This is a genomic window from Streptomyces sp. NPDC048171, assembly GCF_043202655.1.
Classification (GTDB): Bacteria; Actinomycetota; Actinomycetes; order Streptomycetales; family Streptomycetaceae; genus Streptomyces.
Window position 1 is genome coordinate 497,840 of the sequence record NZ_JBIDAU010000003.1, and the last position, 14,477, is coordinate 512,316.

The window sequence follows — 14,477 nt, forward strand, 5'->3', positions numbered from 1 at the left end:
GCCGGGGCGGCCCGGGGTCAGCGCGCGGAGTCGCTGTGCTCCGGATCGGCGGTGGCCGCGGTCGGCTCGCCCTCGGGACGGTCCTCGGCGCCGCCGCCGCGGCGGCCCGGCAGGACCGCGAGGACGATCACGGTACCGACGGCCATGATGATGCCGCCGACGAGGCTGGTCGTCGAGACGCCGTGGGCGAAGGCCCGGTCGACGGCGTCGGTGAGGGCCTGCGCCTGCTCGGGCCCGGCGGCCGGGTCGGTGGCCAGCCGCTGGGCGACGGCGAGTCCGCCGCCCACCGAGTCCTGGGCGGTGTCCAGCGCGGCGGCCGGGAGGCGGTCGCCCACCAGGCTCGCCAGCTCGTCGCGGTAGGCGGTGCCGAGGAGGGAGCCGAGGACGGCGATGCCGAGCGAGCCGCCGAGTTCGAGCGCGGTGTCGTTGGCGCCGCCGCCGACGCCCAGTTCGTCCTCCGGGAAGGTGCCCATGATCGTGTCGGTGGCCGGGGAGACGCTGAGGCCGATCGCGAGGCCGAGGAGCAGCATCGGGGCGAGGAAGTCGGCGTAGGTGGAGCCCTGGTCGATCAGGACCAGCAGGAAGACACCGGCCGTGCCGATCGCCATGCCGGAGCCGACCATGGCCTTCACGCCCAGCTTCGGGGTGAGCCGCCCGGTCACCGCGGCGCCGACGAACACGGCCCCGGCCAGCGGCAGCAGCCGCACACCCGTCTCCAGCGCGCCGTAGCCGAGCACGAACTGGAGGAACTGCGTGGCGTAGTAGATGGCGCCGTAGGTGCCGAAGAAGAAGAACAGCACGGCCAGCATCGAGCCGCTGAAGGGCCGCAGCAGGAACCGGCGCACGTCCAGCATGGGGTGCGGGTGACGCAGCTCCCAGGCGACGAAGGCCACCAGGCCGACGCCCGCCACGACTGCGGCGGTGACCGGGCCGGCGCCCCAGCCGAAGTGCGGGCCCTCGATGGTCGCGTAGACCAGGGAGCCGACGGAGACGATGGAGAGCAGACCGCCCACGTAGTCGATCCGGCCCATGCCGGCCGCCCTGGACGGCGGTACGAGGAGCAGCGCGCCGACGACCGCGAGGACCGCGATGGGGACGTTGACCAGGAAGGTCGAGCCCCAGGCGTGGTCCTCCAGGAGCCAGCCGGCGACCAGCGGGCCGACCGCGATGGCGAGTCCGGAGGTGGCGGTCCAGGCGGTGATGGCGCGGGCCCGCTCGCCCTTGGGGAAGACCGCGACCAGCAGGGAGAGGGTGGCGGGCATGACGACGGCGGCGCCCACGCCCATGACCGCGCGGGCCGCGATGACCAGCCCCGTCTCCTCGACCAGGCTGCCCATCACCGAGCCGCCCGCGAAGATCACCAGTCCGGCGATCAGGGCGCCGCGGCGGCTGTACTTGTCGCCGATCGCGCCGAGCACCAGCATCAGCGCGGCGTACGGGACGGTGTAGCCGTCGATGACCCACTGCAGGTCGCTGCTGCTCAGGCCCAGGTCGGCGGTCATGTCCGGCGCGGCCACGATCAGGGACGTGTTGGCCATGACGACGATCAGCAGGCTCAGACACAGCACGAGGAGGGCCCACCAGCGCCGTGGGTAGGGCCCGTTCATCTTCTCGACGGGGGTGGTGGCCAGTAGGGGCATGGAGGGCTCCGGGAAGGCGCGGGCAAGTTAATTGCCCATCGATGTGCAGACAAATCTCAGCGTAGTTTGTTGCACAGCGGTGTGCAAATATGACTGTTCGGCGAGGTCGAGGAGGAGGGAGGCGGCATGCGAAGGGGACCCGGCGCGAGCAGCGGAGGCGGCGGGACGAGCACCCGTGCCCGGATCCTGTGTGCGGCCGAGCGGCTGCTGGTCCGCGATCCCGACAGCAGCCTCGCGGAGGTCGCCGCGGCGGCCGGCGTGGCGCGCCGCACGGTGTACGTCCACTTCACCGGCCGGGACGCACTGGTCGAAGGGCTGGTCGAGGAGGCCGCGCGGGCGGTACGGCACGCCCTCGCCGCAGCGGACGCGTCCGCCCCGGGCGACGACCCCGCGACCGCGCTGGGCCGCTTCGTTCGCGCCCTGTGGCCGGTCGGCGACCGCTACGGCACGCTCATCGTCCTCGCCCGCCGCCGAGGACTCGGCCCCGACCCGGTGAACGCCGTCCTCGGCCCCGCCCGCTCCACGGTCACGGGGATCATCGCGCGCGGGCAGCGGGCGGGCGTCTTCCACACCGGCGTTCCGGCGGGGGTGCTCGGGGCGGCCCTCGAGGCACACCTGCTGGCGCTGCTGGGCTGCGCGCGGTCGGGGACCTGGGAGGACGACGGCACGGGGGCGGCGGTGGCGGCGCTGATGGTGGCGGGGGTGGAGCGCGGGGCGGCGGCGGAGGCGGCGGGAGGCGCACGGCTCTCCGCGGGGACGAGGCCGGGGCGCGGCCGCTGAGCCGGCGGGAGCGGTCGCTGAGCCGACGGGAGCGGCCGGTGACCCGGCGGGAGCGGCCGGTGACCCGGCGGGAGCGGTCGCTGACCCGGCGGGAGGCGCACGGCTCTCCGCGGGGACGAGGCCGGGGCGCGGCCGCTGAGCCGGCGGAAGCGGTCGCTGACCCGGCGGGAGCGGTCACTGACCCGGCGGGAGCGGCCGGTGGCCCGGCGGGAGCGGTCGCTGAGCCGACGGGAGCGGTCGGTGGCCTACGTGTCGGGAGTGGACTCCTCCGGTACCGGTGCCGGGCCGGCCTCCGCGACCACCGTGTGTGCGCGGCGCCGGGGCACGCCGGCCGCGATGAGCGTGGCGACGGCGGCCCGGGTGCCGTCGTCCTCCAGGGCCCCGGTGTTGACCTGTTCCAGGAGGGCGACGGTCATCGCCTCCAGTCCGGCGCTCAGCACGGCCGGCGGCAGATGTGCGGGGAAGACGCCGTCCCGCTGGCCGCGCTCCAGGATGGCGGTGACCTCGGCGCGGGCCGGGGCCAGGATCTCGGCGACGCGCTCCACGCCCAGGTCGTGCCGGGCCAGCGCGAGGAGCATCCGGTAGCGGTCGCCCACGGGCCACATCAGCAGCACGAAGTGCGCGAGCGCCCGGTCGGCCGGTTCGCCGGGCCCGACCCGCTCCGCCCCGTCGGCCATCGCGCCGCGCAGCACCTCGGACGCCTCCTCGGCGAGGGCCTCGAGGAGCGCCGCGCGTCCCGGGAAGTGACCGAAGAGGGTCCGCCGTACGACACCGGCGGCGCGGGCCAGCTCCTCCAGCGTGGTGTCCGGGTTCCGCCCCAGCTCCCGGCGGGCCGTGGCCAGGATGCGCGCCCGGTTGGACCGCGCGTTGCGTCGCTGCGGTGCACGGGCGACGGGCTTGGACACGGCGACCTCGGGGCGGCGTTGCGGGGGTGGCGGGACGGCGGGGGTGACGAAGATTCCATTCTGGCACGTGGCGTACGCGGGAGCGTGGCCGCCGATCATCAGCGCTCCTCGACCGGCTCGGCGCGGTCACCGGCGGGCGTCCCGGCCTTCACGTAGAGGATGTCGCGGGCCTGCTCGGCGGCGCGGGCGATGCCCTCGGAGACGAAGTCGAGGAACCGGGCGACGTTCTCCAGGCGGACCCCGGCGGGGGTGCCGGAGCCGAGGACGCCGGCGCCCTGCCGCGCGGTCTCGACGATCTGGAGGGTGGTGCGGGCGCTGGCCATCATCGACTGGTACCAGACGTCGTCGTCGACGACGTAGCGCTCGCGGCGGCGCTCGTCGCGCTCCCGGCGGACGAAGCCCTGGCCGTCGAGGAACGCCACGGCCTTGGACACGGACGCCGAGCTGACCTGGAGGCGCTCGACGAGTTCGGCGGCGGTGAGACTGCCCGAGTCGGTGATGGTGAGGCAGGCCATCACGCGGGACATCATCTTGGGCATACCGGACTGCATGAGGACGGTGGTGAAGACCTCCTCGAACTCCCGCACACCCTCGGCGTCCCGCCCGTCGGCCACCGACGGCGCCTCGACCGCCCGGGGCGCGGGCTGCCTGCGGCGGTGGGCGCGGCGTTCGGTGGCCCGGTGGGCGAGGTCGGCGCGGTAGGCGGTGGGGCCGCCGTTGCGCATGACCTCCCGGGTGACGGTGGAGGTCGGCCGGTCGAGACGTCTGGCGATCTCCGCGTAGGCGAGGCCGTCGGCCACCCCCAGCGCGATCTGCTGACGTTCCTGCTCGGTGAGTCTGCCTCCCGGCATCGCGGCCTCCCTCGTGTTCCGTGGCGCGTGGAGTGTAGCGTTCGCGACCATTCCATTGCAACGAACCCTTGACGCGCGTTGCATTATCCAGCATCCCATTGCAACACTTTCACCGCTTTGAGCTGCACATTCTCTACTCGAATGCAACCAATGCATTGCACGTTCCGCGAACGCAACGTAGCGTTTCCATCAACAGAAACCACAAGGCCAAGGAGCGCAACGATGCAGACCTTCGACACCCCTGCCCCGGTCTCGGTCCTCCTCGACGTCCCCGCGGGCAGCATCCGCCTCATCGCCGCAGACCGGGTCGACACCGTGGTCGAGATCCTCCCCGCGGACCCCGGGAAGGGCACCGACGCGAAGGCGGCGGAGCAGGCGACGGTGGCGTACGGCGACGGCGTGCTGCGGATCGCGGCCGCACCGGCGAAGAACCGCATGCTCGCCAACTCCGGCGCCATAGAGGTGACGGTCCGGCTGCCCGCCGGCTCCCGCGTCGAGGCGAAGACGGCCGACTCCGAGTTCCGCGGCGTCGGCCGGCTCGGCGACGTCGACTTCGAGGGGGCGAAGGGCTCGGTCAAGCTCGACGAGGCCGCGAGCGCCCGCCTCATCCTCCTCGCCGGCGACGTCACGGTGGGCAGGCTGGGCGGTGACGCGCGGCTCGGCACGCAGAAGGGCGACATCCGCGTCGCCGAGGCGCTGAGCGGCACGGTCGAGCTGAGCACCGAGTCCGGCGACGTGTCGATCGGCGCCGCCCGCGGCGTCTCCGCGTCACTGGACGCCGGCACCTCGTACGGCCGCGTCCACAACGCCCTGAAGAACGCCGACGACACCGCCGCCCTGCACATCCGGGCGACGACGTCCTACGGAGACATCAGCGCGCGCAGCCTGTGACGACGAGGTTGCGCGCGATCACCCAGAACGGATGCCCGGCGGGAGCGGTGAGAGCCCGCGGTGCGAAGGGCTGACCCCGGTTGCGAGGTCCTCCCTGACCACTCCGTTCCGGGGCGCGGGCGAGCCGTTCCGCTCCATGCGCGACCACGACAGGGCGAGGGCGTCCGGGGAGGCCAACGAACGGGGCGCCAACTCCTCGACGGCGGCGCGACCGTGTGCTTCGCGGCGCCGGCCGCGGCCGCCCTGGTCCCGTCCTCCCGCGGCTTCTCCCACCGCCCGGAACCGGGGCACGCGGAACCACACATGGCCGGGCCGGCCGCTGACGACGCTTCCTTCGATCGGTGGCGGCCGGCCCCGTCGCGCACCGGCTTCAGAACACGGCTCGGCTAGGTCGCGTGGTGCACCCGGCGCCCCCCAACGAAGGTCTGTTCCACCCGGGTCAGGGCGATCTCCTCGGCCGGGTGGGCGAACGGGTCGCGATCCAGGACGACGAGGTCGGCGAGCATTCCCGGCGCGATGGTGCCGGTGCCGTCGAGGTGGTTCACGTAGGCGCTGCCCGCCGTGTAGGCGGTCAGGGCCGCGGCGAGTGTGACGCGCTGCTCGGGAAGGAAGACGGGCAGTCCGGATCCGGGCTGGTGGCGGTTGACGGCGGTGTGGAGGGCGGCGATCGGGTCGGGGCTGGAGACCGGCCAGTCGCTGCCGAAGGCCAACGGCGCCCCGGCGCGCACGAGGTCCGCGAAGGGATACTGCCGGGCGGCCCGCCGGTCACCGAGGAACGGGATGGTCAACTCGTCCATCTGCGGCTCGTGCGCGGCCCACAGGGGCTGCACGTTCGCGGTGGCGCCGAGCGCCCGGAAGCGCGGGACGTCCGCGGTGTCGACCACCTGGAGGTGGGCGAGGTGGTGCCGGTTGTCCCGGTACCCGTTGGCACGGCGGGCGGCTTCGACGGCGTCGAGCGCCTCGCGCACGGCCCGGTCGCCGAGGGCGTGGAAGTGGACCTGGAAGCCCTCGGCGTCCAGGCGCGTGACGATCCCGGCGAGTTCCCCCGAGTCGACGAAGGAGATCCCCGCGTTGTCGGACGCGCATCCGCACGCGGTGAGGTAGGGGGCGAGCATCGCCGCGGTGTGGTTCTCCGCGATGCCGTCCTGCATGATCTTGACGGTGTGGCAGTTCAGTGTGCCGAGGGTGAACTCGGATCGGCGCGCGAGCAGTTCGGGGAGCTGGTCGAGTCCGCGCGCGCGGTCCCACCACAGGGCGCCGCGGACCCGGGCGGTCAGCAGGCCCCGCTCGACGGCCCGGCGGTAGGCGGGCGCCGGGTCGGTGGTGGAGGCGTGGTCCCCGAGGAGGGCGTCCTGCCAGGCGGTGACGCCGAGGGAGTGGAGCACGGACTGGGCGCGCAGCAGTCCGTCCAGTTGCTCGTCGGGGGTTACGGGCGGAACGTGCCGGGCGACCAGGTCCATGGCGCCCTCCTGGAGCATCCCGGTGGGCACGCCGTCGGCGTCGCGCTCGACCCGTCCGTCGGCCGGATCGGGGGTGTCCCGGGTGACACCGGCGAGGTCCAGCGCCCGGCTGTTGGCCCAGGCCCCGTGATGGTCGCGGTTGACCAGGTAGGCGGGCCGGTCCGGGACGAGCGTGTCCAGCAGCCGTCGGTCCGGCCGCCCGCCGGGAAACGCCTCCATGGACCATCCGCCGCCGGTGATCCACGGGCGTTCGGGGTGGGCGTCGGCGTAGGCGCGGACGGCGGCCGCGCAGGCGTCCGTGCATGCCGCGCCGGACAGGTCGCACTGGCCCATCTCCACCCCCGCCCCGACGGGATGGGCGTGGGCGTCCTGGAAGCCGGGGACGAGCAGCCTGCCGCGCAGGTCCACGACCTCGGTGGCGGGCCCGATCAGGTCGGTGACCTCGTCGTGTCCGACGGCGACGATCCGGTCGCCGCGGACGGCGACCGAGGTGGCGAGGGGGCGGAGGGGGTCGACGGTGTGGACGGGGCCGCCGGTGAGGACCAGGTCGGCGGTGGCGGGGGCGGGCAAGGTGGCTCTCCAGGGCAGGTGGGTGGTGGTGTCCGGCGGCGTACGGGGGTCAGGGTGCGTCCATCGGCAGGGCGAGGGCGTCGGCGTCGGTGCCCCGGCCGGTGCCGAAGTAGGGCGAGCGGCGGTGCCACTTGGCGACGGCGGCGGCGATCAGCCCGGTGAGGACGAAGACGGCCGGGATCAGCAGCATGAACCAGCCGTTGTCCGGAGACACCGCGAAGTGGTCGCTCATCGTCGCGTAGCGGTAGGCGAGGAAGGCCCCGAGTCCGAACAGGGCCAGGGCGGCGGCGCCGGGGACGATCACGCCGCGCACGGCCTCCAGCGGGCCGTCGCGCAGCGCGCCCCGGAACCGTACGGCGCAGGCCAGCGCGGTGAGTCCGTAGTAGAGGGAGACGATCAGGCCGATGGAGTTGACCGCGGTCAGGATCATCAGGTTGATCCTCGGGATGCCGACCGCGAGGACCGCGACGGCCGCGGCCATCCCCATGATCATGACGGTGCCGGCCGCGGGAGAGCCGTAGCGGGGGTGGACCCTGGTCCACAGGCGTCCCAGCGTCTGGTCCCGGCCCATGGCCAGGGCGCCGCGTGCGGTGGGGATCACCGAGGACTGGAGGGAGGCGAAGGCTGAGCACATCAGCGCCGCCAGCGGCATTGACGCCCAGGGCTCGGGGGCGAGCATGGCGCCGAGGCGGGTCAGCGCCTGCGGACCCTGGGCGACCAGCTCGCCGGTGTCCATCATCCGCTGGAAGGCGACGGCGGCGAACACCAGCAGGCCGAGCATGGCCAGCAGGGCGATGAACCCGCCGCGGGAGGCGTCGGAGGCGTTCCTCGTCTCCTCGTTCACGGTGAAGGCGGCGTCCCAGCCCCAGAAGACGAAGACCGCCAGCACCAGACCCTGCGCCAGGGAGTGGGCCGAGCCGATCGCGAACGGGTTCAGCCAGGACCACGAGAACGGCTGGTCCCCCGCCACGACCGCCCAGGCGCAGAACACCAGCAGCACCGCGTACTCGAAGACCAGCAGGGCCCATTGCAGCCGGGTCGCGGAGCGCACCCCCGTCACGGCCGTCACGGTGACGACCACCAGGGCCAGCAGGCCGATCACCGTGCTCACCCCGGTGGAGCCCGGGTCGAGCGCGATCCCGAACAGCGTGTGCGCGCCGAGCTTGTTGGCGAACTGGAGGATCACCGAACCCGTGACGGCACCGGTGTACGCCATGAAGACGACGCTGGCGACGAGCACGACCCAGCCGGTGAGGAAGCCGGGCCAGGCTCCGACCGAACGTCCGACCCAGGTGTACCCGTTGCCGCAGTTCGGTTCGGTGCGGTTGAGCCGCGCGTAGGACAGGGCGATGCCGAGGATGGGCAGGACCGCGACGATCAGCAGCGCCGGCGTCTGCCGGCCCGCGTACAGGGCGAGGGCGCCCATGCCGATGCCGATGCTGGTCGTGGCGGCCGTGCTGGACGCCGCGATCGCGATTCCGTCGCGCACGCCCAGCGTGCGGCGCAGCTGCGGGCCGGGCGGTTTCGTCGCCGGCTGGACAACGGCCATGGTGCGCTCCTTCTCGTGGCGAGGGGGTGCGCCGATGAATCAACTGCGCCATACTTACGTCAATAAGTTGTCGTAAGGATGAGGCGGAGGGCGAGAAGGTGGAGTCGCAGCGCATCCCCGTCGGACGCAAGCGCAGGCGGCCGACTCGGGGCGGCACCGTCCTGAGCGAGGAGCGGATCGTCACGGCGGCGTTGGAACTGGTCGAGGCGCCGGGCAGCAGCGCGTTCACCGTGCGCCGGCTGGGCGAGGCGCTGGGGTGCGATCCGTCGGCGGTCTATCGCTACTTCGCCAACACCGACGCCGTGCTCCTGGCGGTGGCCGACCGGCTGATCGGCGACTCGCTCGACGGCTTCACGCCCGGGGAGGACTGGGTCGCCTCGCTCCGGGACTTCGGGACGCGGGTGCACCGTTCGGTCCTCCGCCATCCGCGCCTGGCCACGATCAGGGCCGGCCGGGTCACCGCGGGCCCGGCGGAACGCCGCGCCGTGGACACGGGCATCGGGATCCTCCTGGGGGCGGGCTTCGCGCCCCCGGACGCGCTGCGCCTCTACCTCGCCTTCATCGACACCGTCCTCGCCCACGCCGCTCTCGACGCGCAGCTCTGCGACCTCACCGAGGCCCAGCGCAGCCAGGAGAGCACGGTCTGGAAGGACGTCTACGGCAACCTGCCCGCGGATGCCTATCCACACATCCGCGCCGTCCGCGAGCACCTGCCCGGGGGCGCGCACTCTGCGTTCCCCGACACCCTCGATCTCCTTCTGGCCCAGTTCGAGGCGCGGTTGGGCCGAGCCGGGGGCGGTCCGTGCGTAGAAGTCGTGAAGAAATGACGCACGCTTCCCGGGATTCGGTCACGTCGACGGAACACTCGGAGGCTCACCCGGCGCTTCCGAACCCGTCGGGCGCCGCCACGCGATGGGAGACCGACAACGATGTCCAATCCGATACGGAGCAGAGTACGCACTGCCGCCCTCGCACTCTCGGCCGCCGCGGTCCTCGCTCTCGGCACCACCGCCACGACCGGCGCGGCGGCGGCTCCCGCCCCTGATCCCGCTCCCTCGCCCGCGTCCGCTTCCGCCAAGCAGGGACCGACCTCGGTGGCCTACATCGAGGTGAACAACCACAGCATGCTCAACGCCGGCAAGTACACACTTGCCGACGGCGGCGGCAACGCCTTCGACGTCGCCGTGATCTTCGCGGCGAACATCAACTACGACACCAATTCCAAGAAGGCCTACCTGCACTTCAACGAGAACGTGCAGCGCGTCCTCGACAACGCCGCCACGGAGATACGGCCGCTGCAGCAGAAGGGCATCAAGGTCGTCCTCTCGGTGCTGGGCAACCACCAGGGCGCGGGGTTCGCCAACTTCACGTCCCAGCAGACGGCTTCGGCGTTCGCGAAGGAGATGTCGGACACCGTGGCCGAGTACGGCCTCGACGGCATCGACTTCGACGACGAATACGCCGAGTACGGCAAGAACGGCACCGCCCAGCCCAACGACAGCTCGTTCGTGCACCTGGTGACGGCACTGCGCGCCAACATGCCGGACAAGATCATCAGCCTCTACAACATCGGCCCGGCCGCATCACGCCTGTCCTACGGCGGCGTCGACGTCTCCTCGAAGTTCGACTACGCCTGGAATCCGTACTACGGCACCTGGCAGGTCCCCGGCATCGGCCTGCCCAAGTCGCGGCTGTCCCCGGCGGCCGTCGAGATCGGCCGTACCTCGCAGAGCACGGTCACGAGCCTCGCCCGCCGCACGGTCAGTGAGGGCTACGGCGTCTACCTGACCTACAACCTCGACGGTTCCGACCGCAGCGCGGACGTCTCGGCGTTCACGAGGGAGCTGTACGGGAGCGACGCCGTGTACACGCCGTAGGGCGCCAACCGGCGGGCCGCCTTGTCGACAACGATGTCAGGTGTCGGCGGGGCGGCAGCGGCCGCGCCTGAGGGCCACCGGCGTCCCGGATTGGACTCGGGCCTCTCTGTCAGCCCGCGATGTTCGCCCGCGGCGTTTGCCCGCGGCGCGTCGGGCAGGTTCCAAGGGACAGGAGTTACGGGAGACCGAAAGGGAGACCGGTGATGGACTGGAGGCTCGGCGAGGAATTCGAGACGCCCGAAGGGGTGATCCGGTGGGACGTCATGGGCAGCGGCGACCCGATCGTGCTGGTGCACGGCACGCCGTACTCGTCCTTCCTCTGGCGGGACATCGCCCCGGCCCTCGCCCGCACCCGCACGGTCTTCGTCTTCGACCACCTCGGTTTCGGCCAGTCGGACCGGCACGAGGGCCAGGACCTGAGTCTGGTGGCCCACGCACGGAACTTCGCCCGGCTCCTCGACCACTGGGGGCGGGACCGCCCCAGCGTCGTCGCGCACGACATCGGCGGGGCGGTGGCGCTGCGCACGCTCCTGCTGGAGAAGAGGGAGTACCGGGATCTGACCCTGTTCGACGCGGTGAGCGGCGGTCAGTGGGAGCGAGGGCTCTTCCGGCTCATGCTGGAGCACCGGGAGGTCTTCGAGCAGCTTCCCGGCTACGCGCACGAGGCACTGGTCACCAGCCACCTGCGGCACGCCACGCAGGCCGGCCTCCGCCCGGAGGTCCTCGAAGGGTTCCTCACACCCTGGCTGGGGGCCGAGGGGCAGGCCGCCTTCTACCGTCAGTACAGCCAGATCAGGCAGGCGGACACCGTCGCGTACGAGCACCTGCTGGGTGAGATCCCGCTTCCCGTGCGGATCGTCTGGGGCCGCGAGGACCGCATCCTCCCGCCTCAGTACGCCGAGTGGCTGCGCGACCGGATCCCGCACGCCGAACTGCACTGGATCGAGGACGCGGGCCACCTGCTCCAGGAAGACGCGCCGGGCCGCCTGCTGTCGCTGCTCACCGCCGCCTCGCCCCCGGCCTGACCCTGGTACGGCGCACCGGCGGCGGAGCGAGCACGCGAGCGCCGTGGCGGCGCGCCTCGCACGTCCCCCGGGATGCTCAAGCAGTCACGCGCAGCACGGCCCGGCGGGCAGGACACGAGCACCCCCGCTCGCCCGCGCCGGGAACGGGCTACCGCGAGCTCCTGCCGGCGGTCACCGGGCCCGTGGGGTCCCCGAGGGCGAGGGCTCCCTCGTCCAGCAGGCGTCGCGCCCGCGGAAAGTCGTGCACCTGTTCGCCGAGGGAGGCCAGGACCGGCAGCAGGGAGGGCCCGGGGACGCCGCGGGCGGTGAGGATCTCCGCCGTCCAGGTGAGGAAGCCGGTGAAGAGGTCGGTGTCGTCGACGTAGAGGCCCGCGGCGAGGAAGTCCACCGTGTGGGCCAGGACCTCGGCGGTGCGTTCACGCTGCTCGTCGTCGTAGCGGCGTACTGCCGGAAGGCGGTCGGACAGGTCGGCGAAGGTCTGCCTGACCAGCCGGGAGCGGGCCCGGGTGAGCAGGGCGTACTCCTGGTCGGCCAGGTGCGGCAGGTCGTCGACGGGGTGCCGGACCGCGGCGTTCCCCGGGCGTTCGAGTCCGGCCGCGAGGACGTCGGCGGCCTCCCGGGCGCCCGGCGCCCAGCTGTCCGCGCCGAGCAGCCGGGCGTAACGGCCGTCGGGGCCGAAGGCCGCGCCGCCCGCCAGGACGGGGGTACCGACGGCCTGGCAGGCGGTGACGGCGGCGTGGGCCGCCGGCAACCGTGTCGGCAGCGACGAGGACAGCAGCACGGCGTCGGCGGCGGACCGGTGCAGGTGGTTGACGAGGTGCCGGACGGGTGTCCGGGCGCCGAGGAAGTCGACCCGCCAGCCTCGCAGCCGCAGCACTTCGGTGACCAGGCGAGCCGGCAGGGCGTGCCACTCCCCCTCCACGCAGGCCACCACCACGCGGCCGCGCGGCGGTGAGGGCTTGGCGCCTTCGTCCGGTGTCGTGAGCAGGGTGACGACCCGGTCGTTGATCGCGGTCGCGGCGTGCTCCTGCGCCACGGAGAGCCGGTCCGCGGCCCAGGCCGCGCCGATCCGTCGCTGTATGCCGGCCACGACGTCCACCAGCAGCGTCTCGGGGTCGGCGCCCGACCTTCGGGCACGCCGGACCAGGGCCAGGGCGGTGCCCTCGTCGCCGTCGGCCACCGCCTGCCACAGGTCGTCGCGCAGGGCGTCCGGCGTCACCCCGGTCACGTTCCGTCCCCGGACTGCGGAGCCGGGGAGTCGTCGGCCCGGGGAACGCCGACGGCGACGGTGGCGATGTCGTCGTGCCGCCCCCCGCGGATCCACTCGCCGGCGACCATGTGTACCCGCTCCACCACCGCGTGGGGCAGCATGCCGCCGCATTCGGCGAGGACCTTGGCCAGGCGCGCCTCGCCGAAAAACTCGTCCCCGAAGGGCCCTCCGCGGGCTTCGGTGACCCCGTCGGTGTACAGCAGGCAGGTGTCACCCGGTCCGAGCACGATCTCGGCCGTCCGCGAGGTCACCTGCGCCACCACGCCGACCGCCATGCCGTGGGTGGGCACCTCCCGCACGGTGCCGTCGCGCCGTACGACCAGCGGCGGCGGGTGCCCGGCGCTCGTCACACGCATCGTGACACCGCCCGGGACACGGCGTACGGAGGCCAGGACAAGGGTGGCGAAGCGGTTGTGCCGAGAGATCAGCACGGACTGGTTGAGCAGGCTCAGCACCCGCCCGTGGTCCCCGGTGAAGGGCAGCAGGGCCTGCAGCGTGCTGCGCATGCGCCCCGTGAGGACGGCGGCCTCGAGTCCCTTGCCCGCCACATCGCCCAGGACGACGAGCGTCTCCTCCCCGTCACCGGCGCCCGGATGGACGTCGTAGAAGTCACCGCCGACCTGATCGGCGTCCTGCGCCGACCGGTAGGCGCCCGCGTACTCGACGCCGCCGAGCGGGCCGAGGACCGGCGGCAGCAGATCACGCGTGAGGACGGAGGAGATGTCGGCCTGCTCGGCGAAGGCGCGGGCGGAGGACAGCGCCGCTCCCGCCCGCACCGCGAACGACCGGGCGAACTCCTCCTCGGCGGGGGTGAAGGACGCCCTGGAGGCGGTACGGAGCAGGACCAGCGCCCCCGCCGACTCGCCGTGCCCGGGAAGCGGCGTGACGCTGACGGATCGCACGGGTGCGGGCAGCTCCGCGACGAGGGCCCAGGGCGGCAGGTCGCCCGGGGGTATCCAGCACGCGGTGACCGGCGGGAAGCCCTCGAGGGCGTCCGCCAGTCCTGGCAGCGCCGTGGGATCGATGGCCCGCCGGGTCATGGTGACGGGGCCGCCGCGCCGGGCCAGAGCGAGGGAGTGCCGGCCGCCTCGGGCCGGAGTGACGACGACGGCCGCGTCGGCCAGGTGGTCCGCCGCGGTGCGCACCGTCAGCTCCAGGCAGCGGTCGGTGTTCAGGGCGGACGCCAGGGCGGTGGAGACCTCCGCGAGGACCGCGGACCGCTCCCGCTCCTCCCGCAGGTCGCGTTCGGCGCGCACCCGGTCGGTGACGTCCAGCAGCCACCAGACGACGCTGCCGTCGCCTTCCGGTACCGGACGGGCCTCGACGTGCCGGTCACCGACCGGTCCGGAGCAGCACTCGTCGGCCGCGCCGCCGGAACCGCGCAGGCGGCGGTGTGCCTCGGCGAGCCAGGCCGGCACGGCGGCCGGACCTGCCCCGTCGAGCAGGCGTCCGGCCTGTGTGTTGAGGCCGATGAGGGAGCCGTCGGGAGCGAGCGTCACAGCGGCGTGCGGCACCCGGTCCAGGTCGGTGACCCGGGCTCGGAGCACGTCGTGCGTGAACGGGGCGGGAACGTCCATCTCCTCCGGGAAACCCGTCGGGTCTCCCGAACCCTCCTGCCTGTCGCGGTCACTGCCGGGCGGCAACTGTCATCAACGGTAC

General features: G+C 73.3%; 12 protein-coding genes. 5 read left to right on the forward strand and 7 right to left on the reverse strand.

Translation table 11 applies throughout. The annotated features are described in order from the left end of the window. Window positions 1-17: 17 nt before the first annotated feature. Window positions 18-1,640: an MFS transporter gene (locus ACGF3J_RS10925; RefSeq protein WP_393853950.1), complete on the reverse strand. Its 1,623-nt coding sequence runs from the start codon at window positions 1,638-1,640 to the stop codon at window positions 18-20. 126 nt (window positions 1,641-1,766) lie between these two features. Here ACGF3J_RS10925 and ACGF3J_RS10930 point away from each other — a divergent pair, with 126 nt between their 5' ends. Continuing rightward, window positions 1,767-2,420 carry a TetR/AcrR family transcriptional regulator gene (locus ACGF3J_RS10930; RefSeq protein ID WP_393853951.1) on the forward strand — a complete coding sequence of 218 codons (654 nt, stop codon included), beginning with the start codon at window positions 1,767-1,769 and terminating at the stop codon, window positions 2,418-2,420. 245 nt (window positions 2,421-2,665) lie between these two features. Here the strand turns inward: ACGF3J_RS10930 and ACGF3J_RS10935 are convergent, their stop codons facing one another. Together ACGF3J_RS10935 and ACGF3J_RS10940 are read right to left on the reverse strand one after the other, a co-directional pair. Continuing rightward, on the reverse strand, window positions 2,666-3,325 hold the full coding sequence (locus tag ACGF3J_RS10935) for a TetR/AcrR family transcriptional regulator (RefSeq protein WP_393854038.1): 660 nt from the start codon (window positions 3,323-3,325) through the stop codon (window positions 2,666-2,668). 98 nt (window positions 3,326-3,423) lie between these two features. Further along, complete coding sequence (locus ACGF3J_RS10940) at window positions 3,424-4,176, reverse strand: helix-turn-helix domain-containing protein (protein WP_393853952.1); 753 nt, start codon at window positions 4,174-4,176, stop codon at window positions 3,424-3,426. A gap of 222 nt (window positions 4,177-4,398) precedes the next feature. Here ACGF3J_RS10940 and ACGF3J_RS10945 point away from each other — a divergent pair, with 222 nt between their 5' ends. Next, entirely contained in the window at window positions 4,399-5,067 is a 669-nt protein-coding gene (locus ACGF3J_RS10945; RefSeq protein ID WP_393853953.1) for a DUF4097 family beta strand repeat-containing protein, read from the forward strand. Window positions 5,068-5,453: 386 nt separating this feature from the next. Here ACGF3J_RS10945 and ACGF3J_RS10950 read toward each other — a convergent pair whose 3' ends face one another. Together ACGF3J_RS10950 and ACGF3J_RS10955 are read right to left on the reverse strand one after the other, a co-directional pair. Further along, window positions 5,454-7,097, reverse strand: coding sequence for an amidohydrolase (locus tag ACGF3J_RS10950; protein WP_393853954.1), 1,644 nt, complete (start codon window positions 7,095-7,097; stop codon window positions 5,454-5,456). 49 nt (window positions 7,098-7,146) lie between these two features. Further along, window positions 7,147-8,646 (reverse strand): APC family permease, encoded by a 1,500-nt coding sequence (locus ACGF3J_RS10955; protein ID WP_161330399.1) that lies wholly within the window; start codon window positions 8,644-8,646, stop codon window positions 7,147-7,149. A gap of 98 nt (window positions 8,647-8,744) precedes the next feature. Here ACGF3J_RS10955 and ACGF3J_RS10960 point away from each other — a divergent pair, with 98 nt between their 5' ends. The 3 genes from ACGF3J_RS10960 to ACGF3J_RS10970 all read left to right on the forward strand — a co-directional run bounded on the left by ACGF3J_RS10960 (window position 8,745) and on the right by ACGF3J_RS10970 (window position 11,548). Next, on the forward strand, window positions 8,745-9,473 hold the full coding sequence (locus ACGF3J_RS10960) for a TetR/AcrR family transcriptional regulator (protein ID WP_393853955.1): 729 nt from the start codon (window positions 8,745-8,747) through the stop codon (window positions 9,471-9,473). 102 nt (window positions 9,474-9,575) lie between these two features. After that, a complete protein-coding gene (locus tag ACGF3J_RS10965) occupies window positions 9,576-10,523 on the forward strand; it encodes an endo-beta-N-acetylglucosaminidase H (RefSeq protein WP_161330401.1) in 948 nt (315 codons plus the stop codon). Window positions 10,524-10,726: 203 nt separating this feature from the next. Continuing rightward, complete coding sequence (locus ACGF3J_RS10970) at window positions 10,727-11,548, forward strand: alpha/beta fold hydrolase (RefSeq protein WP_393853956.1); 822 nt, start codon at window positions 10,727-10,729, stop codon at window positions 11,546-11,548. A 148-nt stretch (window positions 11,549-11,696) separates the two neighbouring features. Here ACGF3J_RS10970 and ACGF3J_RS10975 read toward each other — a convergent pair whose 3' ends face one another. Next, complete coding sequence (locus ACGF3J_RS10975; RefSeq protein WP_393853957.1) at window positions 11,697-12,776, reverse strand: B12-binding domain-containing protein; 1,080 nt, start codon at window positions 12,774-12,776, stop codon at window positions 11,697-11,699. Beyond that, window positions 12,773-14,395 (reverse strand): PP2C family protein-serine/threonine phosphatase, encoded by a 1,623-nt coding sequence (locus tag ACGF3J_RS10980; protein ID WP_393853958.1) that lies wholly within the window; start codon window positions 14,393-14,395, stop codon window positions 12,773-12,775. Before ACGF3J_RS10980 ends, ACGF3J_RS10975 begins: the two co-directional genes overlap by 4 nt. Window positions 14,396-14,477 lie beyond the last annotated feature (82 nt).

Excerpts from the sequence above, each read along its gene's own strand:
- ACGF3J_RS10925 (WP_393853950.1), bottom strand. The coding sequence starts at position 1,640 with ATGCCCCTACTGGCCACCACCCCCGTCGAGAAGATGAACGGGCCCTAC.
- ACGF3J_RS10930 (WP_393853951.1), top strand. The coding sequence starts at position 1,767 with ATGCGAAGGGGACCCGGCGCGAGCAGCGGAGGCGGCGGGACGAGCACC.
- ACGF3J_RS10940 (WP_393853952.1), bottom strand. The coding sequence starts at position 4,176 with ATGCCGGGAGGCAGACTCACCGAGCAGGAACGTCAGCAGATCGCGCTG.
- ACGF3J_RS10945 (WP_393853953.1), top strand. The coding sequence starts at position 4,399 with ATGCAGACCTTCGACACCCCTGCCCCGGTCTCGGTCCTCCTCGACGTC.
- ACGF3J_RS10955 (WP_161330399.1), bottom strand. The coding sequence starts at position 8,646 with ATGGCCGTTGTCCAGCCGGCGACGAAACCGCCCGGCCCGCAGCTGCGC.
- ACGF3J_RS10965 (WP_161330401.1), top strand. The coding sequence starts at position 9,576 with ATGTCCAATCCGATACGGAGCAGAGTACGCACTGCCGCCCTCGCACTC.
- ACGF3J_RS10970 (WP_393853956.1), top strand. The coding sequence starts at position 10,727 with ATGGACTGGAGGCTCGGCGAGGAATTCGAGACGCCCGAAGGGGTGATC.
- ACGF3J_RS10980 (WP_393853958.1), bottom strand. The coding sequence starts at position 14,395 with ATGGACGTTCCCGCCCCGTTCACGCACGACGTGCTCCGAGCCCGGGTC.